Source organism: Actinomadura hibisca NBRC 15177 (genome assembly GCF_001552635.1).
Taxonomy (GTDB): domain Bacteria; phylum Actinomycetota; class Actinomycetes; order Streptosporangiales; family Streptosporangiaceae; genus Spirillospora; species Spirillospora hibisca.
On sequence record NZ_BCRO01000058.1, the window covers coordinates 15,671 to 38,339 of the forward strand.

The following is a 22,669-nucleotide window of genomic DNA, read 5'->3' on the forward strand; positions in this document are numbered from 1 at the left end:
ATTGAACGATATTCAGCCGGCACCATCATTGAATAGCCGATGCCGCACGCGCAGGCGATACTTTCCTTTGCACGTTACACTCCTCTGAATTATCAGCCGACTACCAAAAACACCCCTTTCCGCATGTCAGCGAGCGATGGGCGCATTGACCGGCAGCGGACAAGGAGGATCCCTTCTGCATCCCCTTCTCGGAAAGGCAGTATCGAGAATTCGATCTTCCTTACCGAGGAGGTTTGGTGGCCGTTCTCCGATGGCCTCACCGGCGCCGGCGGGCCCTGCTCGCCGCCGCCCTGGCGGCGGCGCTCCCGCTCTCGCTGGCCGCTCCCGTCCAAGCCGGCGCGCACGCGCCCCCGGCCGCGCCGAGACCCGGCCCGGCCGCCCAGGCCACGCGGGTGACCCTGATCACCGGCGACACGTTCGCCTTCGACAAGGCCCGGGGGTCGGTGCTGCTCCACGAGGGCCGCAGGGGCGTTCAGTACCAGGTCACGCAGGACGGCGACGACTGGTACGCCGTCCCCAGCGACGCCGGGCCGCTCGTCGGCGCGAAGCTCGTCGACCGGGAGCTGTTCAACCTCACCCGCCTCGTCCGGGACGGCCTCGCCGACCCGGGCAGGCCCCTGCCGGTCATCGTCGGCTACGGCGACAAGAAGTCGCGGCTGTCGGCGGGCACGTTGAAGTCGCGCGCCCAGGCGTTGCCCGGCGGCGGCTCCGACCGGGTCCTCGACGCCATCGACGCGGTCGCCCTCAAGGTGGACCGCAAGAAGAAGGGCGCGCTGTGGACCGCTCTAGCGCCCGGCAAGCCCACGGCGAAGCCCGCGCTCAAGGCGGGCGTGCGGCGGCTGACCATGGACGTCCGCGTGCGGGCGACGCTCGACCAGAGCGTCCCGCAGATCGGCGCTCCGCAGGTCTGGCAGGCCGGTTACACCGGCACCGGCGTCAAGGTCGCCGTGCTGGACACCGGCATCGGCGCCCATCCCGATCTCAGCGGCGTGCTCCAGACCGGCAAGAGCTTCGTCCCCGGGGACTCCTCCGTCCTCGACGGCAACGGCCACGGCACCCACGTCGCCGCGACCATCGCGGGCCGGGGCACCGGGAGCACCCCGGCCCGCAAGGGCGTCGCGCCCGGCACCAAGCTGATCGTGGGCAAGGTGCTGGACGGCGACGGGAACGGCAGCCTGTCCGGCGTCGTGGAGGGCATGACCTGGGCGGCCGAGACCCAGGACGCCGACGTGGTCAACATGAGCCTGGGCGTGGACGCCCGGGACGGCGCGGTGCTGGACGAGGCGGTCAACAACCTGTCCCGCTCCACCGGCGCGCTGTTCGTCGTCGCCGCCGGGAACGAGGGCGCGGGGGCCCGGACGGTGTCCTCGCCCGGCACCGCCGCCACCGCGCTCACCGTCGCCGCCGTGGACAAGCAGGACAAGCTCGCGGACTTCTCGTCCCGGGGGCCCGTGCGCGACAGCGGCGCGGTCAAGCCCGACGTCGCCGCGCCCGGCGTGGCGATCGTCGCGGCTCGCGCGCCCGGCACCTCCCTGGGCGACCCGGTGGACGCCCAGTACACCTCGCTGAACGGCACCTCGATGGCCACCCCGCACGTCGCCGGGGTCGCCGCGCTCCTCAAGCAGAAGAACCCCACCTGGACCGGGCCCCGGCTCAAGGCCGCCATCGTCGGCTCGGCCAAGGACGTCGGCCGCACCGCCTTCGAGACGGGCGCGGGGCGCGTGCAGGCGGACCGGGCCATCGGCCAGACCGTGGTCGCCGACCCGCCGAACCTCACCTTCGACCGGCAGGAGGAGGCCGCCCAGCAGGGCACCGAGACCCTCACCTACACCAACACCGGGACCGCGCCGGTGACCCTGTCCCTGACGGCCGCCGTGAAGGGCCCGTCCGGGGAGCCGCTCCCCGCCGCGAGCGTGCGGCTGTCGGCCACCAGCCTGACGGTCGCCGCCGGGCAGAGCGGGCAGGTGAACCTGACGATCGCCACCGCCGCCGGGGCGCGCGGCCTGTACAGCGGGCAGGTCACCGCGACGGCGGGAGCCCAGACCGTCCGCACCGCCGTGGGCCTGGAGAAGACCCGGCCCCTCCGGAAGGTCACGTTCCGCGCCGTGGGCCGCGACGGCGCGCCGCTCACCGGGCCGCGCACGCTCACCGTCTCCGCCAACGACGACGCGGACCGGCCGCTGGAGAAGTACACCCTCGCGGGCACGGGCGAGCTGGAGCTTCCCGAGGGCTCCTACACCTTCGGGCTGACCGGCGCCACCACCGACGACCCCGACCGGCTCGGCTTCGACCGCGAGCAGATCATGGCCGTCCAGCCGCAGTTCCAGGTCCAGGGCGGCGACGCCCAGGTGACCTTCGACGTACGGCAGATGAAGCCGGTCACCGTCAGCACGCCGAACGACAGCCTCCAGGCGGCGGCCACCCCGGCGTGGCGGCGCACCGCCCCCGGGATCCCGCTGCGCGGCGACGCCATGCTCATCAGCGACCCGACCACCGTGTACGTGCTGCCGACCGCCCAGCCGGTCACGCTGGGCACGTTCGTGTTCGGCCTCCGGAGCCAGCGGATCAGCTACCAGGCCAGCATCACAGCAGGTCAGAGCCGCATCAAGGCCCGCTACCTGGCGATCGACCGGGAGGGCGCGTACGGCGGGGACGCGCCCCTGAAGATGTTCGCCGACGGCAACCAGAACGTCGCGCTGGTGTACGGCGGCACCGGCAGCGCCGCCGATCTCGCCGGGGTCCAGGTGAGCGGGAGGCTCGTCCTGGTGCGCCGCCCGACCGACGACTACGACGCGGCGGTGGACCTGGCGCAACGGCTCGCCGCCGCCGGGGCGCTGGGCGTCGTGGTCGCCGAGTCCCGCGACGGGTACGAGACGAGCAGCACCGGCCTGTCCGGCGGCGAGAAGCTACCCGTCGTCGGTGTCACCCGGGAGGACGGCAGGACGCTCCAGCAGGCGATCGGCACCCAGCCCGCCCAGGTGGTGCTGGGCTCGGCCCGCCGCTCGCCGTGGGTCTACAACCCGGTCAAGTTCTGGAAGCAGCAGATCCCGGCCAACCCGGCGATCACGATGACCGCGAACGCCATGGCGGTCGTCAAGACCACCTATCCCGCGCACGAGGACGAGTACCACCTGGCGGCCAACGCCGTCTGGCCCAAGGACCAGCAGCACGGCATCTTCGCCGCCTCGATGGCGTTCTGGGGCCCCGTCCAGCGGCTGGAGGCGTATCCCGTGGACGCCGACCTGCGCTGGCAGCGGATCGTGATCCCGACCAAGGCCATGGCGGACTTCGGCGCGGTCACCTGGTCGCGCTGGGACGTGTTCGCCACGCCGGGCTACCGTCCCGACGAGGTCCGCGGGCGGCTGCCGCTGCGCCTCGGCCAGCTCGCCCGCACCGAGCAGCCCGGCGCGGTCCCGCTGCTGGCGGGGCGGCGCGGCGACACCCTCTACCCGATCCCCTACCTGATCAGCGGCGACGGCCACCACGAGTACGGCCACCACGCGTGGGGGTCGGGACCGCACGGGGCCGGGCTGTTCCTGCCGGACGGGACCAAGGTCGTCAGCACCCTCACCCGCGACGGGACGCCCGTCCAGCCGCGCGCCGACGGGGCGATGACCGTCTACGACCTGCCCCAGGGCCGGGCCCGGTACGAGTGGCGGCTGGCGCACACCCCGGGGATCGCGATCCTCCCCGGCTACAAGGTGGACACCACCTGGGCGTTCGACTCCGCGCGGCCGGGGTCGGGCACCGCCCCGCAGGGCTACGTCTGCGGCCAGACGGGCGGCACCGGGAGCGGCGACTGCGCCGCGACCCCGCTGCTCCTGCTGGACTACGACGTCCCGCTCGGCCAGGACTACCGGGCCGCCCCCGGCCCGCTCACCGTCACGGTCGGCGGCTACCACCAGCCCGGCGCGGCCGACCCCGGCCTCGACAGCGTCCAGGCGTCGGTCTCCTACGACAACGGGGCGACCTGGCAGCCGGTCACCACCAGCAGGAAGGACGCCCGTGCCTTCACCGCCGCCCTGACGCTGCCGCAGGCCGACGCGTCCCACCGGAACGTGTCGCTGCGCTTCCAGGCGCGGGACGCCGACGGCAACACCGTGTCCCAGACGTTCCAGCAGATGTTCCAGATCCGCGGTTAGCGGACCCGCACGCGCCCGGCCGCCGGTCCACCCCGGCGGCCGGGCGTTCCCCTTTAGCGCGGGATGTTGCGCAGGTTGCTCTTGGCCAGGTTCAGCATCTTGCCGACGCCCCCGTCCAGCACGGTCTTGCCCGCCGCCAGCGCGAAGCCCTTCACCTGCGTGCCGGTGATGTGCGGCGGGATCGACAGCGCGTTGGGGTCGGTCACCACGTCCACCAGGAACGGGCCGGGCTCCGACAACGCGCGGGTCAGCGCGTCCCGCACCTCGCCGGGCTTCTCCACGCGCACCGACGGGATCCCGGTGGCCTGCGCGATGGCGGCGAAGTCCACCGGCGCGTGGTCGGTCTCGTAGGACGGCAGGCCGTCCACCATCATCTCCAGCTTCACCATGCCGAGCGAGGAGTTGTTGAACACCACGGTCTTGACCGGCAGGTCGTGCAGCTTCACCGTCAGCAGCTCGCCCATCAGCATGCCGAGGCCGCCGTCGCCCGACATCGACACGACCTGCCGGTCCCGGTCGGCGAGCTGCGCGCCGATGGCGTGCGGCAGGGCGTTGGCCATGGAGCCGTGCACGAACGAGCCCATGACGCGGCGGCGGCCGTTGGGCGTCAGGTAGCGCGCCGCCCACACGTTGCACATGCCGGTGTCGACGGTGAAGACGGCGTCGGCGGCGGCGACGTCGTCCAGGACGTCGGCGACGTACTCGGGGTGGATCGGGGTGTGCTTGGCGATGTCGCGGGTGTAGGCGTCCACGACCTTCTTGAGCAGCTTGTAGTGCTCGTTCAGCATCTCGTCCAGGTAGGTCTGGTCCCGCTTCTGGTCGATCTTCGGCAGCAGCGCGCGCAACGTCTCGCCGACGTCGCCGTGCACGGCCAGCTCCAGCGGCGTGCGGCGGCCCATCCGCGCCGGGTCGTGGTCGATCTGGACGGTGTTGCGGCCCGGCAGGAACGCCCCGTAGGGGAAGTCGGTGCCGAGCAGCACCACGAGGTCGGCCTCGTGCATCGCCTTGTAGCAGGCCCCGTACCCGAGCAGGCCGCTCATGCCCACGTCGTAGGGGTTGTCGAACTGGATCCACTCCTTGCCGCGCAACGAGTGGCCGACCGGCGAGTACACGCGGGCGGCCAGCTCCATGACCTCGTCGTGCGCGTTCCGCACGCCCGCGCCGCAGAACAGCATGACCTTCTCGGCCGCGTTCACCATCGTGGCGAGCTGCTCGACCTGCTCGGCGGGCGGCCGGACCGAGCCGTGCCGCACGAGCAGGTCGCTGGCGCCGGTGGCGGTCCCGGCGTCCTCGGCGGCGATGTCGCCGGGCAGCACGACGACCGAGACGCCGCCCTTGCCCACCGCGTGCTGGATCGCGGTCCGCAGGACGCGCGGCATCTGCGCGGGCCCGCTGATCAGCTCGCAGTAGTCGCTGCACTCGGTGAACAGCCGGTCGGGGTGGGTCTCCTGGAAGAAGCCGGTGCCGATCTCGTTGCTGGGGATCTGCGAGGCCAGGGCCAGGACCGGCGCGCCCGACCGGTGCGCGTCGTACAGGCCGTTGACCAGGTGGGTGTTGCCGGGGCCGCAACTGCCCGCGCAGACCGCGAGCCGCCCGGTGAGCTGGGCCTCGGCCGCGGCGGCGAACGCCCCGGCCTCCTCGTTGCGGACGTGCACCCACTCGATGCCCTCGGTGCGCCGCACCGCGTCCACGATCGGGTTGAGGCTGTCGCCCACCACGCCGTAGATGCGCCGGACGCCCGCCTGGCGCAACACCTCGATGAACTGTTCCGCGACCGTGGTGGCCATGACCGCTCCCCCTCCGCTCGGGCCCGCGCTCGGGCAAAAAGGCCCACGACCTGAGGGAATGCCCGGTGATCTACGGCCTAACCCCGGCCGCCCCGGGGTAGGCGGCAAGTATGGGCAAGGTCACCGACATCCGGCTGCGCCGCGTCTACGAGGAGCCCGAGGCCGAGGACGGCGCACGGGTCCTGGTGGACCGGCTGTGGCCGCGCGGGGTGTCGAAGGAGCGCGCCGCGCTGGCGCGCTGGGACAAGGACGTCGCGCCGTCGGACGAGCTGCGCCGCTGGTACGGACACGACCCGGCGAAGCGGGACGAGTTCCGCGAGCGCTACGAGGCCGAGCTGGACGGGCGCGCCGACGCCGTCGCCGAGCTGCGCGAGGCCGCCCGCTCCGGGCCGCTGACGCTGCTGACGGCGACCAAGGACGTGGACGCCAGCCACCTGCCCGTCCTGGCCGCCCGACTGCGCGCCTGACCTGCGGCTTTTGGTGCTATTTATAAGCCGCCGAGGGCTTGGGCGGACCGGACCCCCGGGTAGGTGATCAACGTTCGGCGATGCTCGTCCACCCACCAGGAAGAAGAGTCATGTCCAGAACGTTGCCCGTCCCCGTCGCGGCCGGTATGGCGGCGACCCTGCTCTTGACCGCCGCCGCCTGCGGCCGGGAGGTGGACACGTCCCTGTCCGGCAATGCGGCCACGGCGACGCCGTCCGGTTCGGCGGCGACCTCGGCGCCCGCGTCCCCGTCCGGGACGATGGAGGGTTCCGGCTCGCCGTCCCCGTCCGGCACCGGCACCGGCGGCGGGAGCGGCCTGGCCACCGGCCCCGGCTCGCTCACCAACCCGCAGGTGACCACCAAGCTGGACGACGGCGACGGCCAGCGTCCCGAGGGCCTGGTCCTGGAGCCCGACGGCTCCGGGAACGTGACCTTCGGCAAGGCGCACCAGGTCGCCCGCATCGGCACCGACGGCAACGTCCGGGTCCTGGGCACCCTGCCCGCGCCCGAGGGCGACGCCACGGGCCCGTCCGGCATCACGCGCGGCACCAACGGCACCCTGTACGTCGCCAACGCGGCGGGCAGCGCCGACCAGAACGGCATCTGGCGGCTGCCGCGCGGCGGCAAGCCCAGCCGGGTCGCCGGGCTGCCCGCCGACGCCGCCGCCAAGGGCGTGGCGATCGACGAGGCCAGCGGCGACGTCTACCTGACCGAGCACGGCAAGGGGCAGATCTGGAAGATCCGCGCCCACGACGACAAGGCGACGCTCTGGGCGCAGGGCGACGAGCTGGCCGGGTCGGGCGACGCCGACGGCGCGGCGGGCGGCGGCGCCAGCGGCATCAAGGTCCGCAACGGCGCGGTGTGGGCGACCAACACCGGCAAGGGCACGCTGGTGCGCGTCCCGATCGACGGCAACGGCGGCGCGGGCAAGCCCGAGGTGAAGGCCACCGACCTCAAGGGCGCCGGGGACCTGGCGTTCACGCAGGGCACCGACGACGTGGCGCTGGTGACGATGGAGTCGGAGAACCAGGTCGTCCGGGTGAAGGCCGACGGCACCCACGACACCGCGCTGAACGCCGAGAGCGGCCTGGCGGGCCCGACGTCGGTGGCCGTGCACGACGGCAAGGCGCACATCTCCAACGCGGGCACCGACGACAAGAAGGAGCCGGGCCTGCTGGTCGCCGACGTCCAGCGGTGACCCGGCCCCGGGATCTCCGGACGCGGCCTGGCGGCTCCGGCCGTCAGGCCGCGGCCGGTACCGCCAGGCCGTCGCGCGACACCAGGGCCGCGTAGCGCCCGTCCAGGGCCAGCAGCTCGTCGTGGGTGCCGCGCTCGGCGACCCGGCCGCGGTCCAGCACGATGATCTGGTCGGCGTCGCGCACGGTGGACAGCCGGTGCGCGATGGTGATGGTGGTGCGGCCCTCGGCGAGGGCGTCGATGGCGTCCTGCACGGCCTGCTCGGTCTGGGTGTCCAGCGCGCTGGTCGCCTCGTCCAGCACCAGGACCGGCGGGTTGCGCAGGATGGTGCGGGCGATGGCCAGGCGCTGCTTCTCGCCGCCGGAGAAGCGGTAGCCGCGCTCGCCGACCATCGTGTCGTAGCCCTCGGGCAACGACGCGATGTGGTCGTGGATCTGGGCGGCGCGGGCGGCGGCGACCAGCTCCTCGTCGGTCGCGTCGGGCTTGGCGAAGCGCAGGTTGTCGGCGACCGAGGCGTGGAACAGGTAGGTCTCCTGGGAGACGACGCCGACCGCGTCCGACAGGTCGGCGAACGACAGGTCGCGCACGTCCACGCCGTCGATGGTCACCCGGCCCGACGTCGCGTCGTACAGCCGGGGCACCAGGTAGCTGAGCGTGGTCTTGCCCGAGCCGGTCTCGCCGACGACGGCGAGGTGCGTCCCGGCGGGGACGGTCACGTCGATGTCGCGCAGCGCGGGGGCGTCGGGGCCGTAGGAGAAGCCGACGTGCTCGAAGCGGACGTCGCCGCGCGCCCTGGGCAGCGGCGTGGGCTCGGCGGGCTCGGTGATGTCGGGCTCCAGATCGAGGTACTCGAAGATCCGGTGGAACAGCGCCATCGAGCTCTGCACGTCCACGCCGGTCTGGAGCAACATCACCATCGGCCGCAGCAGGCCGGACTGGAGGGTGGTGAAGGCGACCAGGGTGCCGATCGACACCAGCGGGCTGCCCCCGGCGGCGGTGAGGCCGGCCGCCCAGTAGATGACCGCGGGCATCGCGGACATGACGATCATGATGGTGGACTGCCGCCAGCGGCCCGCCATGCTGGAGCGGATCTCCAGGTCCACCAGGCCCCTGGACTCGGTGGCGAACTGCTCGGTCAGCGCCTTGGAGCGGCCCATCGTGCGGCCGAGCAGGACGCCGCTGACCGACAACGACTCCTCCACGATCGCCGACATGGCCGCCATCTGGCCCTGCCGCTTGGAGGTGATCTTGCGGCGCTCGCTGCCGACGCGGCGGCTGATCCACACGAAGAACGGGAGCATGGCGAGCGACACCAGCGTCAGCCGCCAGTCCAGGAACACCATCGCGATGACGGTCGCGACCACCGAGGTGAAGTTGGAGACCAGCGAGGTGGCGGTGGAGGTCACCGTGGACTGCATGCCGCCGATGTCGTTGGCGATGCGCGACTGGACCTCGCCGGTGCGGGTCTTGGTGAAGAACGCCAGCGGCATGCGCTGGAGGTGGCCGTAGACGGCGGTGCGCAGGTCGTGCATGACGCGCTGGCCCACGCCGGTGGACAGGTAGGTCTGGAGGACGCCGAACACGCTGGTGGCCACGGCGACCGCGACCATGCCGAGCGCCAGCAGCGTCAGCAGGCCGGTGCGGCCCTGCGGCAGCGCGACGTCGAGCACCTCGCGCAGCATGAACGGCGAGGCGAGGCCGACCAGCGACGACAGGCCGACCAGCAGGCCGACCAGGGCGAGGCGGCCCCGATAGGGGCGGAACAGGCGCAGGATGCGGCGGCCCTGGCGCGGGGACTCGGGGGGTGGAATCTTCGCTGGGGTCTCCTCTGTTCGAGGTGGTGTGTCGGGGGCCATCGGCGGCTCCTCTCGTCGGCGACACCCGTATAACTGAGCCAAGCTCATAATCATTCCCCGGAACTATGAGCTAGCCTCTAGTTATGGAAAGCGAGCTGGCCGACCTCCTGCTGCGGGCGGCCCGGCGGATGCGCCGCCACCAGATCGACAGCCTCGCGCCGCTCGGCCTCACCCCCGCCCAGGCGCGCGCGCTGCGGGTGATCATCCGGTACGCGCCGCTGCGCATGGTGGACCTGGCGGCGCGGCTCGACATCGTGCCCCGCTCGGCGACCACGCTGGTGGACGCGCTGGAGGAGGCGGGCCTCGTCGCCCGGCGGCCTGATCCGGCCAACCGCCGGTCGTTGCTGGTCGAGCCGACCGGAGCGGGGCTGGACGCGCGCGCCCGGATGTCGGCGGTGCGGCGGGAGGCGGCGGAGGAGCTGTTCGCGCCGCTGAGCGCGGAGCAGCGCGAGACGTTGCACGGCCTGCTGGCCGTGCTGGACGACGCCGAGCCGCCGCACGACTGCCCGAAGGGCGGCCACCGGGACTGAGCTTCTTGGGTCTGGCACTGACGATCATGCCAGCATATGGTGGCGGGGTTTTGGTCACTCGTCCCCGCACCGAGGAGTGGTCGGCATGGCCCGAGAGCCCCGCCGGTTCCGACACCGATCCGTCCCCCTGACCTCCGGCGCGGTCGCCGCCGCCGTCGTGGCCGCCCTGGTCCCGGGCGGTGCCGCGAGCGCCGCGCCGTCCCCGTCCCCCTTCCCGGCTCCGGCCCCGCAGGCGCGGCAGGCGGGCGACGGACCGTCCCGCACCGTCACGCTGGTGACCGGCGACCGGGTCACCGTCACGCCGAAGAAGAACGCCAAGCCCGGCGTCGTGGTCACCCCGGGCCCCGGCCGCCGGACCGGGTACAGCGTCACCGTCACCAAGGACAAGATCACCGTGCTGCCGGTGGACGCCGCCGGGCTCGTCGCGGCGGGCCGCCTGGACCGCCGCCTGTTCGAGGTGGACCGGCTGCTGGCCTCCGGCTACGACGACGCGAGCCGCGCCGCGCTGCCGCTGATCGTCAAAAGGCCGACCGCCGCCCTGAAGGCGGGCGCGCAGCGGGTGCGTTCGGCCGGGCCGCTGACCGCGCTGGAGGCCCCCAAGTCCGACGTCGGCCGGACGTGGAAGGCGTTCGTCGCCGACGGTTCGGCCCGCATGTGGCTGGACGGCAAGGTCAAGGCCGCGCTCGACAAGAGCGTCCCGCAGATCGGCGCGCCCGCCGCGTGGGAGAAGGGCCTCACCGGCAAGGGCGTCAAGGTCGCGGTGCTCGACACCGGCGTGGACGCCGACCACCCCGACCTCAAGGACAACCTGACCGAGTCGAGGAACTTCACGACCGCGCCCTCGGCCGGGGACGTCTTCGGGCACGGCACGCACGTCGCGTCGATCCTGGCCGGGACGGGCGCGGCGTCCGACGGCAGGTACCGGGGCGTCGCGCCGGACGCGTCGGTCGTCAGCGGCAAGGTGATCGGCGACGACGGGGAGGGCCAGGAGTCCTGGCTGATCGACGGCATGACCTGGGCCGCCCGCGAGGCCAAGGCCAAGGTCGTCAACCTCAGCATGACCTGCTTCTGCGACTCCCCGGCCGTCGATCCGGTCGAGCAGGCGCTGAACGACCTGTCGGCCGAGACCGGCACGTTGTTCATCGGCGCGGCCGGTGATCTGGTCTGGCCGATCCCCGGCCTGGTCGCGCTGCCCGGCGCGGCGGCCGAGGCGCTGGCCGTGAGCAGCGTGGACGCCCAGGACCGGCCCGCCGTGTCCACGCAGGGGCCGCGCCCGTGGGACTACGCCGTCAAGCCGGAGATCATGGCGCCGGGCGTCGGGATCGTCGCCGCCCGCGCCTCGGGCAGCAACATCGGCTCGCCGGTGGACGACCGCTACACCCGCCTGTCGGGCACCTCGGCCGCCGCGCCGCACGTCGCCGGGGCCGCCGCGATCCTCGCCCAGCAGCACCCCGGCTGGGACGGCCGCCGCATCAAGTCCACCCTGATGGCCTCGGCCAAGGAGCTGGACGGCGTGTCCATGCACGTCCAGGGCGCGGGCCGGGTGGACGTGGCCAAGGCCGTCGCCCAGCGGGTGTCGGCCTCCCCCGCCACCGTCAACGCCGACGCCAAGTGGCCCGACTCGGGCTCGGCCCCGGTCGAGCAGAAGATCACCTACGCCAACGCCGGGGACGCGCCGGTCACCCTCGACCTCGCCGTCGCGCTGGCCGACGCGCGGGGCACGCCGATCCCGGCGGGCGCCGCGCGGCTCGACCGCGCGCAGGTCACCGTCCCGGCGAACGGCACGGCGGCGGTGACGCTCACCCTCGGCGGCACGACCGGGGTCACGGCGGGCCTCTACAGCGGGAAGATCACGGCCTCGTCCGGCGGCGCGCCCGCCGTCCGCACCCTCGTCAACGCCTACGTCGAGCCGCCGACCGCGAACGTGACGCTGCCGACCTACGGCCGCGACGGCGAGCCCTCGGACCTGTTCCCCTTCATCTCGCTCCAGCGGCTGGACACCGGCGAGCGCTTCGACGTCCAGACGACCCCCGACTCGGTCGGCCACGCCCGCGTCCCCCCGGGCCGCTACCTGCTCAGCGCGCACCTGCGCACGGGCACCGCGTGGGACAGCGGCATCAAGGAGATCGTCGAGTTCACGGCGGGCGCGAACCGGCACGTCCTGGACGCCCGGCAGACCACGCCCGTGGACTTCGCCAACGACACCTCCGGCGCGACGTTCTCCAAGGCCCAGGCCATCGTCGGCTACGAGAGCGACAGGATCGCCACCTACGACTTCCACTACGCCGACCCCGGCGTGCGGATGTCGCTGAAGCCGGTCCGCGAGCCGGGCATGACCTACAGCGTCTCGTCCCTGTGGGAGAGCAAGAGCGCGCAGGTGTTCCGCGACCACCGGTTCGCCGTCGGCGAGGTCCCGGCCGACCCGTCGCTGCGCACCCGCAAGGCGCAGATGGCGCAGGTCCGCACCACCGTCCGGTCGCAGGGCACCGGCTCCACGGGCACGATCCGCTGGGGCGGCGTCCCCGCCCTGAGCGACGTCCACACCATCACGCTGGGCGTGGAGCGCGCGTTCCCGTCCACGTTCACGCTGTTCCTCCGGGCCGATCCGAAGATCGCCTGGAGCGGCGAGCTGGACACGCCCGGCGACGCCCCGGACCACGGCGCGACGGTCTACCGCACCCCGCGCTCCTACCGGGCGGGCCCGCAGGCCGACGTGTGGAACGCGGCGGTCCTCGGCCCCAACCTGATCGCCGGGAACAACGTCCGCGACGGCGACCGGCTCTCGGTCACCTCCGCCTGCGCGGTGACCGGCGCGCTGGACGACTGCGGCTACGACGACACCACCGAGGGCACCCTCACCCTGAGCCGCGACGGCACGCAGATCGCCGCCCAGCAGATCCGGCCGGGCTGGCAGGCCGCGTGGATGGACGCGACGGTGCCCGCCGACGCCGCGACCTACACCCTGCACGAGAAGCTCACCCGCACCGGCCCGCCCGCCTCGGTCGCCACCGCGACCGACACGTTGTGGACGTTCCGGTCCGCGCGCACCACGGCCAGGCAGGCGCTGCCGCTGATGACGGTGGACCTGCTCCCGGCCGGGCTGGACGACCACAACCGGGCCGCGCGCAGCCGGACGACGGTCGTCCCGTTCTGGGTGAAGCGCAACCCGGGCGCGCCCGCCTCCGCCGTCGCCTCCAGCACGATCGAGGCGTCCTTCGACGACGGGAAGACCTGGCGGAAGCTCCGGGTGACCGGCACCGCAGGGGCCGGGGCCGTCACCGTCACGCCGCCCGCCGGGGCGGAGCACGTGTCGTTGCGCGCCTCCGCCACCGACCGGAACGGCAACGCGGTCGTGCAGACCGTCATCCGGGCCTACACGCTGGCCTGACATGACGGAAGGGCCGGTGCCGCGAACGCGGCACCGGCCCTCTGGCATTTCCGAACGATCAGTCGGACAGGGCCCCGGCGGGCTCGGCCTGCTTCACCGCCGCGCCCTTGTCATCGTCCTTGTCGGCGGGCAGGTCGAGGCTGTCGCGCAGCGTCACCGGCTTGAGGGCCAGCGCCGCGATGATCCCCACGATCGCGATGGCCGCCGACACCAGGAAGATGTGGCCGGTGGCGTCGCCGTAGGCGGCGCGCACGATCTCCTGGATCGGGCCCGGCAGCGACGTGACGTCCAGCGAGCCGCCCGCGCCGCCCGACTTCGACGCCGGGACGCCCAGCTTGGCGAGGCCGGAGGCGATGTTGGCGGCGACCTGGTTGGCCAGGATCGCGCCCAGCACCGACACGCCGATCGTGCCGCCCAGCGAGCGGAAGAACGTCACCGCGCCGCTCGCCGCGCCGATCTCGCGCAGCGGCACCGAGTTCTGCACCACCAGCACCAGGTTCTGCATCGACATGCCGACGCCCGCGCCGACCAGGAACATCCCGAACCCGATCAGGTACAACGAGGTCGCGTGGTCCATGGTGGACAACACCGCGAACCCGGCCGTCAGCACGATCGTCCCGGCCACGATGTAGCCCTTGACCTTGCCGGTCTTGGTGGTGAGCCGCCCGGCGACCGTGGAGGCCGCGAACACGCCCACCATCATCGGGATGGTCAGCAGGCCCGCCTCGGTCGGGCTGTAGCCCCGGCCGATCTGGAAGTACTGGCCGAGGAACACCGCGCCGCCGAACATCGCCATGCCGACCGCGAGGCTCGCCACGATCGCGAGCGCGGTGTTGCGGCGCGCGATGACGTCCAGCGGGACGACGGGCTCGGCCACCCGCGACTCCACCCATACCGCCAGAGCGAGGATCGCCACGCCCGCGCCGACCATGGCGGCGGTCTGCCAGGAGAGCCAGCCGAAGTTCTTGTCCACGAAGGTGACCCAGATCAGCAGGGTGCTGACGCCCACCGCGATCAGCGTGGCGCCCCAGTAGTCGATCCTGGCGTCGGGGCGGCGCACCACCGGCAGGTGCAGGGTCTTCTGGAGCAGCACGAACGCGACGGCCGCGAACGGCACGCCGACGAAGAAGCACCAGCGCCAGCCGAGCCACGAGGTGTCCACGATGAGGCCGCCGAGCAGCGGGCCGCCCACGGTGGCCAGCGCCATGACGCCGCCCAGGATGCCGAAGTAGCGGCCCCGGTCGCGCGGGCTGATCATCGCGGCGATGACGATCTGCACCAGGATCTGCAGCCCGCCCATGCCGAGGCCCTGGAAGGCGCGGGCGGCGATGAGCTGCGCGGTGTCCTGGGCGAAGCCGGAGATCAGCGAGCCCAGCGTGAAGATCACGATGGCCGCCTGGACCAGCGTCTTCTTGTTGTACAGGTCGGCGAGCTTGCCCCAGATCGGGGTGGTCGCGGTGGACACCAGCAGGGTCGCGGTGACCACCCAGGTGTACTGCGACTGGGTGCCGTGCAGCGCGCCGATGATCTGGGGCAGCGCGGTGGAGACCACGGTGGCGCTGAGCATCGCCACGAACAGGGCCAGCAGGAGGCCGCTCAGGGCCTCCAGGATCTCGCGCCGCGACATCGGCGGCGCGGCGGTGGACGGTTCTGCGCTCAACGCATGGCCTCCCGGGGAGCGGTGGTGGGTGGGGACGACGGTCTCAACGACCGGCCGCCGCATATTATGCCCAGTGGGAAAAATTTCCCAATGAGAAAATTTTCCGCCCCGATAGGCTGGACCCACCATGGCGAGCACGACGGAGAGCACGACCGGGCCCGCGGCCGAACCCGCGCCGGGCCTGCGCGAGCGCAAGAAGGCCGCCACGCGCCGGGCACTGCACGAGGCCGCGCTGCGGCTGACGATCGAGCACGGCCTCGACCACGTCACCGTCGAGGCGATCGCCGACGCGGCCGGGGTGTCGCGGCGCACCTTCTCCAACTACTTCGACGGCAAGGAGGACGCGCTCCTGTACGGCGACGACGAGCGGATGCGCCAGCTCCTGGCCGCGTTCACCGCCCGTCCCGCCGCCGAGCCCGCCTGGGCGGCGCTGCGCGGAGCCGTGCACGAGATGTTCGCCGAGCACGACTTCGACCCCAACCGCGCCGTCCGCACCCGGCTGGCCAAGCGGCACGCCTCGTTGCTGGAGCGCCAGCTCGCCCGCTTCGCCGAGCTGGAGCGCGACCTCGCCGAGCGGATCGCCCGGCGCGAGGGCCGTGACCCCGACGACCTGCGCTCGCGCGTGCTGGCCGCGTCGTTCCTGCTGTCGTTGCGGCTGGGCTCGCTCCGCTGGGTCGAGGAGCAGCAGGCCCGGACGCTGGCCGAGTGCGTGGACGCGACGATGGACGAGATCGCGCGTCCCTTCGACTGACCGCCGCCGGCTAGGGCAGCAGCCCGGCCACGACCGCCCGCAACCCCTCCTCGTAGGAGTCCTCGGCGGTGATCTCCACCCAGCGTCCCGCCAGCCCGGCGAGCCGCGGGTAGGCGTCGCCGTCCAGCCCGGCGAACACGCGCTCCCGGTAGGTGGGCTCGCCCGCGCGCTCGGCGCGACGGCGCTCCCCGGCGGCCCGGACCGTCAGCTCCCCGGCGGTGTAGAACCAGATCGTCCGGTAGGCGCGCACCGCCCGCTCGGGCGTCAGGCCGCAGGCCACCGCCGCGTCCACGATGGTCTCGGCGAACCAGAGCCCGACCGGCGCGAGCAGGTCGTCGGCGGTGATCATCTCGACGGCGCGCGGCCGGGCCGCCAGCAGGTCGTGCATCGCGCGGGCCGCGACGACGATCCGCTCGCGCGGGTCGCCGGGCAGCTCGGGCAGCTCCGCCCCGGCGGCGTAGTCCGCCAGCAGCAGGAGCATCAGCTCCTCCTTGTCGCGCACGTGGTGGTACAGCGCCATCGGCGTGATCTCAAGCTCCCTGGCGAGCCGCCGCATCGTGAGCCGGTCGCCGCCCTCCTCGTCCATGACGCGCCGCGCGACCTGCACGATCTCGGCTCGGGAGACGCGGGGCGGGCGGCCCTTGCGGGGCGCGGGAGAAGGCGGCACGTCCCCATCATCGCGCATCGGCCCCTGGACACGGCCGGGGGCCGGAGCTATTTTCTATACATGTATAAAAACAGAGCGGGGCGGCCCGGGGCCGTCCTCGCGGCGGTGGCCGTGGCCCAGTTCACCGTCGCCCTCGACATGTCCGTGGTGAACGTCGCGCTGCCCTCGATCCGCGCCGCCCTCGGCTTCACCCCCGTCGACCTCGCCTGGGTCGTGCACGTCTACGCGCTGACCTTCGGCGGTTTCCTGCTGCTGGGCGGCCGGGCCGGGGACCTGTTCGGACGGCGGCGGCTGTTCGCGGGCGGGCTCGCGGTGTTCGGCCTCGCGTCCCTGGTGGGCGGCCTGGCGCAGGCCCCCTGGCAGCTCGTCGCCGCCCGCGCCGTCCAGGGCGTCGCCGCCGCCGCGCTCGCCCCGGCCGGGCTGGCGATGCTGACCACCACGTTCACCGAGGGCCGGGCGCGCGTCCGGGCGCTCGGCGTCTGGAGCGGGGTGAACGCGGTGGGCGGCGCGACCGGCGTGCTGGCGGGCGGCCTGCTGACCGAGTACGCGGGCTGGCGCTGGGTGATGCTGGTCAACGTCCCGATCATCGTGGGCGCGCTCGCGCTGACCGCATCCGGCGTGCCCGCCGAGCCGCGCGCCGAGCGCCGCGACCGGCTCGACGTGCTGGGCGCGCTGCTGGCCACGGCCGGGACGGGCCTGCTGGTGTACGGCGTGGTGCGCACCGACGAGAACGGCTGGACGTCGGCGGCGACCCTCGGCACGCTCGCGGCGGCGGCCGTCCTGCTGGCCGGATTCGGGTTCGCCGAGACCCGGACGGCCGCGCCGCTGCTGCGGCTGGGCCTGCTGCGGAGCCGCTGGGTGACGGGCGCGAACACGTTCGTGTTCCTGGCGGCGGCGGGCCAGTTCGCGGCGTTCTACTTCGTCTCCCTGTACATGCAGCAGGTGCTGGGCATGGGCGCGGCGGCGACGGGCGCGGCGTTCCTGCCGTTCTCGGCGGGCGCGGTGGTCGGGACGCTGATCGGCACGCGGATCGCGGGCCTGCGCACGCCCCGCGCCGCGCTCGTGCCGGGCGCGCTGCTGGCGGCGGCGGGCATGGGGTGGTTCGCGCTGATCAGCCCGTCGGGGAGCTTCCTGGCCGACGTGCTGGGCCCGTCGGTGGTCGGCAGCGTCGGCGTGGGCATGTGCCTGGGGCCGGTGGCCGTCGCCGCGACCGTGGGCGTGGCGGCGCGCGAGGCCGGGATGGCGTCGGGCGTGCTCAACAGCGCCCGCCAGCTCGGCGGCTGCGTGGGCCTGGCGGCCCTGGTCACCTTCGCCGCAGCGCACACCGGCACCCGCACCGGACCCGCCGCGCTGAACGACGGCTACTCCGCCGCGCTCCTGGTCACCGGCGCGTTGTTCCTGGCCGCCGCCCTCGTCGCCGTCTTCGTCCTGCCGTCCCACCGGTCCGAGGCCCCCGCGTCGGCCGACCCCGCGCCCCTCCCCGCCGAAACCGTCTGACCAGCACGTCCGGAAAGGAACCACCATCCGGGGGCGGCGCGGCACCCGCCTGGAGCGCCGCGCCGCCCCCGGTACCGGTCACCCCGGCGTCGGCGGCCCGGCGGGCGGCTCGGCGGGCGGTTCGGCGTCGGCTCGCTGGGCGCGGCGCTGCGCCTGCCGCGCCTTGTCGGACTGGCGGCCGAGCGCCGCGACGCGCTCCTCGTCGCGGGTCAGGTTCTCGCCGGTCGCCGGGTCGAACACGTGCATCTTGGCGGTGTTGACCCACAACTCCACCTCGTCCCCGGCGGTGATGAGGCTGGCCGCGTCCAGCGCCACCACGGCCTGGGTGCGCATCTGGTCGCTGTCCAGCTCGCGCGACAACTCGCGGAGCTGCTCGGCCAGGTCGCGCGGGGCCTCGTAGGGGACGTAGGCGTACTGCTCGTTGCCCAGCCACTCGGTGACGTCCACCCGGACCCGCACGACCGCGCCCTGCGCCCGCTTCTCCGCGCTCACCAGCGACGCGTCCTCGAAATCCTCCGGCCGGATGCCGACCAGCACCACCGTGCGGTCGCCCGCCACGCCCGCGCTGGGCAGCGCGCCGGTGTCGAACGCGCCGAGCGGCGTGAGCAGCCGCGAACCCTCCACCTGCGCGGGCAGGAAGTTCATCGACGGCGACCCGATGAACCCCGCCACGAACAGGTTCACGGGCTGCTCGTACAACTCGCGCGGGCTGCCCACCTGCTGCAACTCGCCCTTGCGCAGCACCGCGACGCGGTCGCCGAGCGTCATCGCCTCGGTCTGGTCGTGGGTGACGTAGACGGTGGTGACGCCGAGCCGCCGCTGGAGGCGGGAGATCTCGGTGCGCATCTGGCCGCGCAGCTTGGCGTCCAGGTTCGACAGCGGCTCGTCGAACAGGAACGCGTCGGCCTGCCGGACGATCGCGCGCCCCATCGCCACGCGCTGGCGCTGCCCGCCCGACAGGTTGGCGGGCTTGCGCTCCAGGTGCTCGGTCAGCTCCAGCAGGTCGGCGGTCTCGCGGACGCGCCGGTCCACCTCCTCGCCGGGCTTCTTGGCCAGCCGCAGCGGGAAGGCGATGTTCTCGTACACCGTCAGGTGCGGGTAGAGCGCGTAGTTCTGGAAGACCATCGACAGGTTGCGCCGGCGCGGCGCGACCTGGTTGACGACCTTCTCGCCGATCCGCATCTCGCCCGAGGTGATGTCCTCCAGCCCCACGATCATGCGCAGCAGGGTGGACTTGCCGCAGCCGGACGGCCCGACCAGGATCATGAACTCGCCGTCCTGGACGTCCAGGGACACGTCGTTCACGGCCGGGAAGCCGTCGCCGTACTGCTTGACGATGTTCTGCATGGTGATGGCGGCCATGGCGCGGCTCCCCTATCCCTTGACGGCGCCGGACGTGAGCCCGGCCACGATGCGGCGCTGGAACAGCAGCACGATGACCACGACCGGGATCGTCACCACCACGGCGGCGGCGCAGATCGCGGTGGCGGGCTGCTCGAACTGCGACTCCCCGGTGAAGAACGCGAGCGCGGCCGGGACGGGCCGGGCGCGGTCGGAGGAGGTGAGCGAGATGCCGAACACGAAGTCGTTCCAGCAGAAGAAGAAGGTGAGGATCGCGGCGGTGAACACCCCGGGCGCGGCCAGCGGCACGATCACCTTGCGGAACGCCTGCCAGGTGGTGGCCCCGTCCACCTGCGCGGCCTGCTCCATCTCCCACGGGATCTCGCGGAAGAACGCCGACAACGTCCAGATCGCCAGCGGCAGCGCGAACGAGATGTAGGGGATGATCAGCCCCGGCCAGGTGTCGTACAGCCCGACGTCGCGCCACAGGTTGAACAGCGGCCCGACCAGCGACACCACCGGGAACATCGCGATCGCCAGCGCGAACGACAGGATCAGCTTCTTGCCGGGGAACTCCAGCCGCGCGATCGCGTAGGCCACCAGCGTCGCGAACACCACCCCGACGAAGGTGGCGATGAGCGAGATGCCGATCGAGTTGACCAGCGCGGAGGTGAACAGGTCGGTCTCGAAGACCGTCCGGTAGTTCTCCCACGTCCAGTCGTCGGGCAGGAAGCCGGGCTTGTTGCCGACCTCGCCCGGCTGCTTGAACGAGAGCATCACGATCCACAGGATCGGGAACAACGACCAGACCAGGATCAGCGCCGAGGCGACGATCCACAGCCACTTGGAACGGGCCGACTCCATCAGCGGTCACCTCGCACCCGGGACAGGTCCACCCGGAATCCCTTGATGAACACCGCCGCGATGACCAGCACCGACAGGAACAGCAGCACGCCGACCGCGTTGCCCATGCCGATGGAGGTCCGCTCGATGCCCTGCCGGTAGGTCAGGAACGACAACGACTCGGTGCCCTCCTGGCCCCGGGTCATGATGAAGATGTTGTCGAAGATCCGCCAGGCGTCCAGGGCGCGGAACAACACCGCGACCATGATGGCGGCCTTCATGTTGGGGACGGTCACCCGCCAGAGCCGCTGCCAGGCGGTCGCGCCGTCCACCGTCGCGGCCTCGCCGAGGTCGCCGGGCACCTGCGCGAGCCCGGCCAGCAGCAACAGCGACACGAACGGGGTGGTCTTCCAGATCTCCGACAGGATGATCACGAACAGCGAGGACCAGCGGCCCGAGAACCAGGCGTGGTCGCCGAGCCCGAACCACGGGTTGACGAAGCCCGAGGCCAGGTCGAAGGCGAAGAACCAGGCGAACGCCGAGATCACGGTGACGAAGCCGTAGGGCACCAGGATCGCGGTGCGCACCGTGCGCCGCCCGAAGACCGCCCGGTGCATCACCAGCGCCAGCCCGAACCCGATCACCAGCTCCACGCCCACCGTGATCGCGGTGATGAGGAAGGTGGTGAACACGTCGGACCAGAACAGCCCGTCGCTGAGCGCGGTCGCGTAGTTGGCGAACCACACGAACTCGCGGTCGTCGGGGGCGGTGAGCCGGTAGCTGAACAGCGACAACCAGAGCGCGTTCAGCAGCGGGTAGGCCGTCACCAGCAACATCACGACCACGGCCGGGGCCGCCAGGATGAGACCGAGCCGCCGTTCCGCCCGGCCGCGGTCGGAGATCTGCGCCCGGCCGCGCGCAGGTGGCGCGGGCGCCTTGTCCATCGTCGTCACAGCGCACCTCCGGTGGGCACGGCGGCGGGCGTCACAGCAGCGCCTCGTCGCGCAGGACCTGGCGGACGAACTCGCCGGACCGGCGCGGCGTGGACGAGGGGTCCACCGACGCGGGCGGGTGCCAGCGGCTCTGCACCGCACCCGACACGTCGGTGTAGTAGGGCGTGATCGGCCGGGGCGCGGCGCGGTTGATCGAGTCGCGGATCAGCGGCGCCATCGGGAACTCCTTGACCACGTCGGGGTCGTCGAAGATCTCGGGCCGGGCCGCCGGGTTGCCGGAGTCGAGCATGTAGAACTTCATGTTCGGCGTCGAGGTGATGCACCTGACGGCCTCGACGGCGTGGTCCTTGTGCTTGCCGTACGCGCCGATGCCCAGCTCGATGCCGCCGAAGGGGGGCTTGCTGTCCTGCCCGGCGGCGACCTTCGGGTAGGGGGCCCAGCCGAGGTCGCCGGGGATGGACTTGTCGATGACACCGTCCTTGGCGTCGCCGTTCTCGGCCCGCCAGATGTAACCCCAGTTGACCATGAAGCCGCCGCGCGCCCCGTTCAGCAGGGAGCGGGCCGCCTCCTCGTCGTCGGTGGCGATGGTGGGCCCGGCGGCCTTCGACCGCGCCAGCTTGGCGATGATCGTGGCGGCCTGCCGCCCGGCCGGGGAGTCGATGTCGATGGCGGCCTCGTCGCCGCGCTCGGCGGCGCTGATGATCTTCCCGCCGGCCGAGGCGATCAGGGCGTTCACCCAGACCATGTAGCCCTCGTACCGGTTGCCCTGCACGCCGACGGTGCTGCCGGTGCGCACCGCCGCGTCGATCATCTTGTCCCAGGTGAAGTCGGCGGCCGACGGGTCCACGCCCGCCTTCCGCGCGACCGACTTGCGGTACCAGAGCAACTGCGTGTTGGCCCAGAACGGTGCGCCGTACAGCTTGCCCTCCCAGGTGGAGTTCTCCACCGCCGGAGGGAACACGCCCTGGGTGAACTGCGGCCGTTCGGCGTCGGTGAAGGGGCGCAGGAACCCGGCGTTGGCGGCCTCGGCGACGAACACCGGGTCCAGGCTCATGATGTCGAGCCCGGAGTCCTTGGCGGCGAGCCGCCGGACGAGCTGCTCGCGCTGCTGGGTGGCGTCGTTGGGCAGCACCGACGTCTCGATCCGGTACTTCCCGCCGGACGCCTTGGTGCACGAGGCGGCGAGCTTGGCCTGGCCGCCGCTGTCGGGGTTGATGTACCAGCGCAGCGTGGGGGTGCCGCCCTCACCGCCGCACGCCGCCAGCCCGCTGGCCAGCAGCGCCAGCGCCGCCGCGCCCCGGGCGACGCGGCCCCGTCCGCCGTACCGCTTCCTCGCTCGCTCGACCATCGGGCCTCCCGAAGCCTCCCACCACCTGCGGGCGCTTCGCCGGGCCGCATGCATGGCGGGACCGACCTCCACTCAAACACCGGACCCCGGGCATGTCGAGACACGATTCGCGCACGGTAAGGAAGAGGCGACCCACCGCAAACACGCGGCACGTCCGCAACACGACGGGCACGCGTTCCCCCTCTCGCGTCCGACTCCGGCCGCGGAGGACACGGAGGCGGAA

The 22,669-nt window shown here is 72.8% G+C and carries 15 protein-coding genes; 7 read left to right on the forward strand and 8 right to left on the reverse strand.

What is annotated here, in order from left to right; all coding sequences use genetic code 11:
- Positions 1-236: 236 nt before the first annotated feature.
- The gene (locus tag AH6_RS26295) at positions 237-4,142 is read left to right on the forward strand and encodes a S8 family peptidase (protein WP_067484906.1); all 3,906 of its coding nucleotides are present in this window, start codon (positions 237-239) and stop codon (positions 4,140-4,142) included.
- Positions 4,143-4,195: 53 nt separating this feature from the next.
- Here AH6_RS26295 and AH6_RS26300 read toward each other — a convergent pair whose 3' ends face one another.
- Positions 4,196-5,929: a pyruvate dehydrogenase gene (locus AH6_RS26300; protein WP_067484909.1), complete on the reverse strand. Its 1,734-nt coding sequence runs from the start codon at positions 5,927-5,929 to the stop codon at positions 4,196-4,198.
- A 110-nt stretch (positions 5,930-6,039) separates the two neighbouring features.
- On the opposite strand from AH6_RS26300, the gene AH6_RS26305 reads away from it, so the two are divergent.
- The gene (locus AH6_RS26305; RefSeq protein ID WP_067484912.1) at positions 6,040-6,396 is read left to right on the forward strand and encodes a DUF488 domain-containing protein; all 357 of its coding nucleotides are present in this window, start codon (positions 6,040-6,042) and stop codon (positions 6,394-6,396) included.
- A gap of 110 nt (positions 6,397-6,506) precedes the next feature.
- Positions 6,507-7,613, forward strand: a complete 1,107-nt coding sequence (locus AH6_RS26310) for an NHL repeat-containing protein (protein WP_083983474.1) — start codon at positions 6,507-6,509, stop codon at positions 7,611-7,613.
- A 43-nt stretch (positions 7,614-7,656) separates the two neighbouring features.
- On the opposite strand, the gene AH6_RS26315 is transcribed toward AH6_RS26310, so the two are convergent.
- Positions 7,657-9,468, reverse strand: a complete 1,812-nt coding sequence (locus AH6_RS26315; RefSeq protein WP_067484915.1) for an ABC transporter ATP-binding protein — start codon at positions 9,466-9,468, stop codon at positions 7,657-7,659.
- A gap of 83 nt (positions 9,469-9,551) precedes the next feature.
- On the opposite strand from AH6_RS26315, the gene AH6_RS26320 reads away from it, so the two are divergent.
- Positions 9,552-9,998 (forward strand): MarR family winged helix-turn-helix transcriptional regulator, encoded by a 447-nt coding sequence (locus AH6_RS26320; RefSeq protein WP_067484918.1) that lies wholly within the window; start codon positions 9,552-9,554, stop codon positions 9,996-9,998.
- Positions 9,999-10,083: 85 nt separating this feature from the next.
- Positions 10,084-13,386, forward strand: a complete 3,303-nt coding sequence (locus AH6_RS26325) for a S8 family serine peptidase (RefSeq protein WP_067484921.1) — start codon at positions 10,084-10,086, stop codon at positions 13,384-13,386.
- Positions 13,387-13,444: 58 nt separating this feature from the next.
- On the opposite strand, the gene AH6_RS26330 is transcribed toward AH6_RS26325, so the two are convergent.
- Entirely contained in the window at positions 13,445-15,013 is a 1,569-nt protein-coding gene (locus AH6_RS26330) for an MDR family MFS transporter (protein ID WP_174555120.1), read from the reverse strand.
- Between the two features lie 160 nt (positions 15,014-15,173).
- On the opposite strand from AH6_RS26330, the gene AH6_RS26335 reads away from it, so the two are divergent.
- On the forward strand, positions 15,174-15,797 hold the full coding sequence (locus tag AH6_RS26335) for a TetR/AcrR family transcriptional regulator (protein ID WP_067484927.1): 624 nt from the start codon (positions 15,174-15,176) through the stop codon (positions 15,795-15,797).
- A 10-nt stretch (positions 15,798-15,807) separates the two neighbouring features.
- On the opposite strand, the gene AH6_RS26340 is transcribed toward AH6_RS26335, so the two are convergent.
- On the reverse strand, positions 15,808-16,464 hold the full coding sequence (locus tag AH6_RS26340; RefSeq protein WP_067484930.1) for a TetR/AcrR family transcriptional regulator: 657 nt from the start codon (positions 16,462-16,464) through the stop codon (positions 15,808-15,810).
- A 60-nt stretch (positions 16,465-16,524) separates the two neighbouring features.
- Between AH6_RS26340 and AH6_RS26345 the strand changes: the two genes are divergently transcribed.
- Positions 16,525-17,961, forward strand: coding sequence for an MFS transporter (locus AH6_RS26345; RefSeq protein ID WP_067484934.1), 1,437 nt, complete (start codon positions 16,525-16,527; stop codon positions 17,959-17,961).
- A gap of 78 nt (positions 17,962-18,039) precedes the next feature.
- On the opposite strand, the gene AH6_RS26350 is transcribed toward AH6_RS26345, so the two are convergent.
- Genes AH6_RS26350 through AH6_RS26365 form a run of 4 tightly spaced genes read right to left on the reverse strand, consistent with a single transcriptional unit; the run spans position 18,040 to position 22,446 of the window.
- The gene (locus AH6_RS26350; RefSeq protein WP_067484937.1) at positions 18,040-19,323 is read right to left on the reverse strand and encodes an ABC transporter ATP-binding protein; all 1,284 of its coding nucleotides are present in this window, start codon (positions 19,321-19,323) and stop codon (positions 18,040-18,042) included.
- 12 nt (positions 19,324-19,335) lie between these two features.
- Complete coding sequence (locus AH6_RS26355; protein WP_067484939.1) at positions 19,336-20,166, reverse strand: carbohydrate ABC transporter permease; 831 nt, start codon at positions 20,164-20,166, stop codon at positions 19,336-19,338.
- Entirely contained in the window at positions 20,166-21,089 is a 924-nt protein-coding gene (locus AH6_RS26360; RefSeq protein ID WP_067484942.1) for a carbohydrate ABC transporter permease, read from the reverse strand. Before AH6_RS26360 ends, AH6_RS26355 begins: the two co-directional genes overlap by 1 nt.
- Before the next feature lie 40 nt (positions 21,090-21,129).
- Positions 21,130-22,446, reverse strand: coding sequence for an extracellular solute-binding protein (locus AH6_RS26365; RefSeq protein ID WP_067484944.1), 1,317 nt, complete (start codon positions 22,444-22,446; stop codon positions 21,130-21,132).
- Positions 22,447-22,669 lie beyond the last annotated feature (223 nt).

Excerpts from the sequence above, each read along its gene's own strand:
- AH6_RS26350 (WP_067484937.1), bottom strand. The coding sequence starts at position 19,323 with ATGGCCGCCATCACCATGCAGAACATCGTCAAGCAGTACGGCGACGGC.
- AH6_RS26355 (WP_067484939.1), bottom strand. The coding sequence starts at position 20,166 with ATGGAGTCGGCCCGTTCCAAGTGGCTGTGGATCGTCGCCTCGGCGCTG.
- AH6_RS26345 (WP_067484934.1), top strand. The coding sequence starts at position 16,525 with ATGTATAAAAACAGAGCGGGGCGGCCCGGGGCCGTCCTCGCGGCGGTG.
- AH6_RS26310 (WP_083983474.1), top strand. The coding sequence starts at position 6,507 with ATGTCCAGAACGTTGCCCGTCCCCGTCGCGGCCGGTATGGCGGCGACC.
- AH6_RS26315 (WP_067484915.1), bottom strand. The coding sequence starts at position 9,468 with ATGGCCCCCGACACACCACCTCGAACAGAGGAGACCCCAGCGAAGATT.
- AH6_RS26320 (WP_067484918.1), top strand. The coding sequence starts at position 9,552 with ATGGAAAGCGAGCTGGCCGACCTCCTGCTGCGGGCGGCCCGGCGGATG.
- AH6_RS26305 (WP_067484912.1), top strand. The coding sequence starts at position 6,040 with ATGGGCAAGGTCACCGACATCCGGCTGCGCCGCGTCTACGAGGAGCCC.
- AH6_RS26360 (WP_067484942.1), bottom strand. The coding sequence starts at position 21,089 with ATGGACAAGGCGCCCGCGCCACCTGCGCGCGGCCGGGCGCAGATCTCC.
- AH6_RS26365 (WP_067484944.1), bottom strand. The coding sequence starts at position 22,446 with ATGGTCGAGCGAGCGAGGAAGCGGTACGGCGGACGGGGCCGCGTCGCC.
- AH6_RS26335 (WP_067484927.1), top strand. The coding sequence starts at position 15,174 with ATGGCGAGCACGACGGAGAGCACGACCGGGCCCGCGGCCGAACCCGCG.
- AH6_RS26300 (WP_067484909.1), bottom strand. The coding sequence starts at position 5,929 with ATGGCCACCACGGTCGCGGAACAGTTCATCGAGGTGTTGCGCCAGGCG.
- AH6_RS26330 (WP_174555120.1), bottom strand. The coding sequence starts at position 15,013 with ATGTCGCGGCGCGAGATCCTGGAGGCCCTGAGCGGCCTCCTGCTGGCC.
- AH6_RS26325 (WP_067484921.1), top strand. The coding sequence starts at position 10,084 with ATGGCCCGAGAGCCCCGCCGGTTCCGACACCGATCCGTCCCCCTGACC.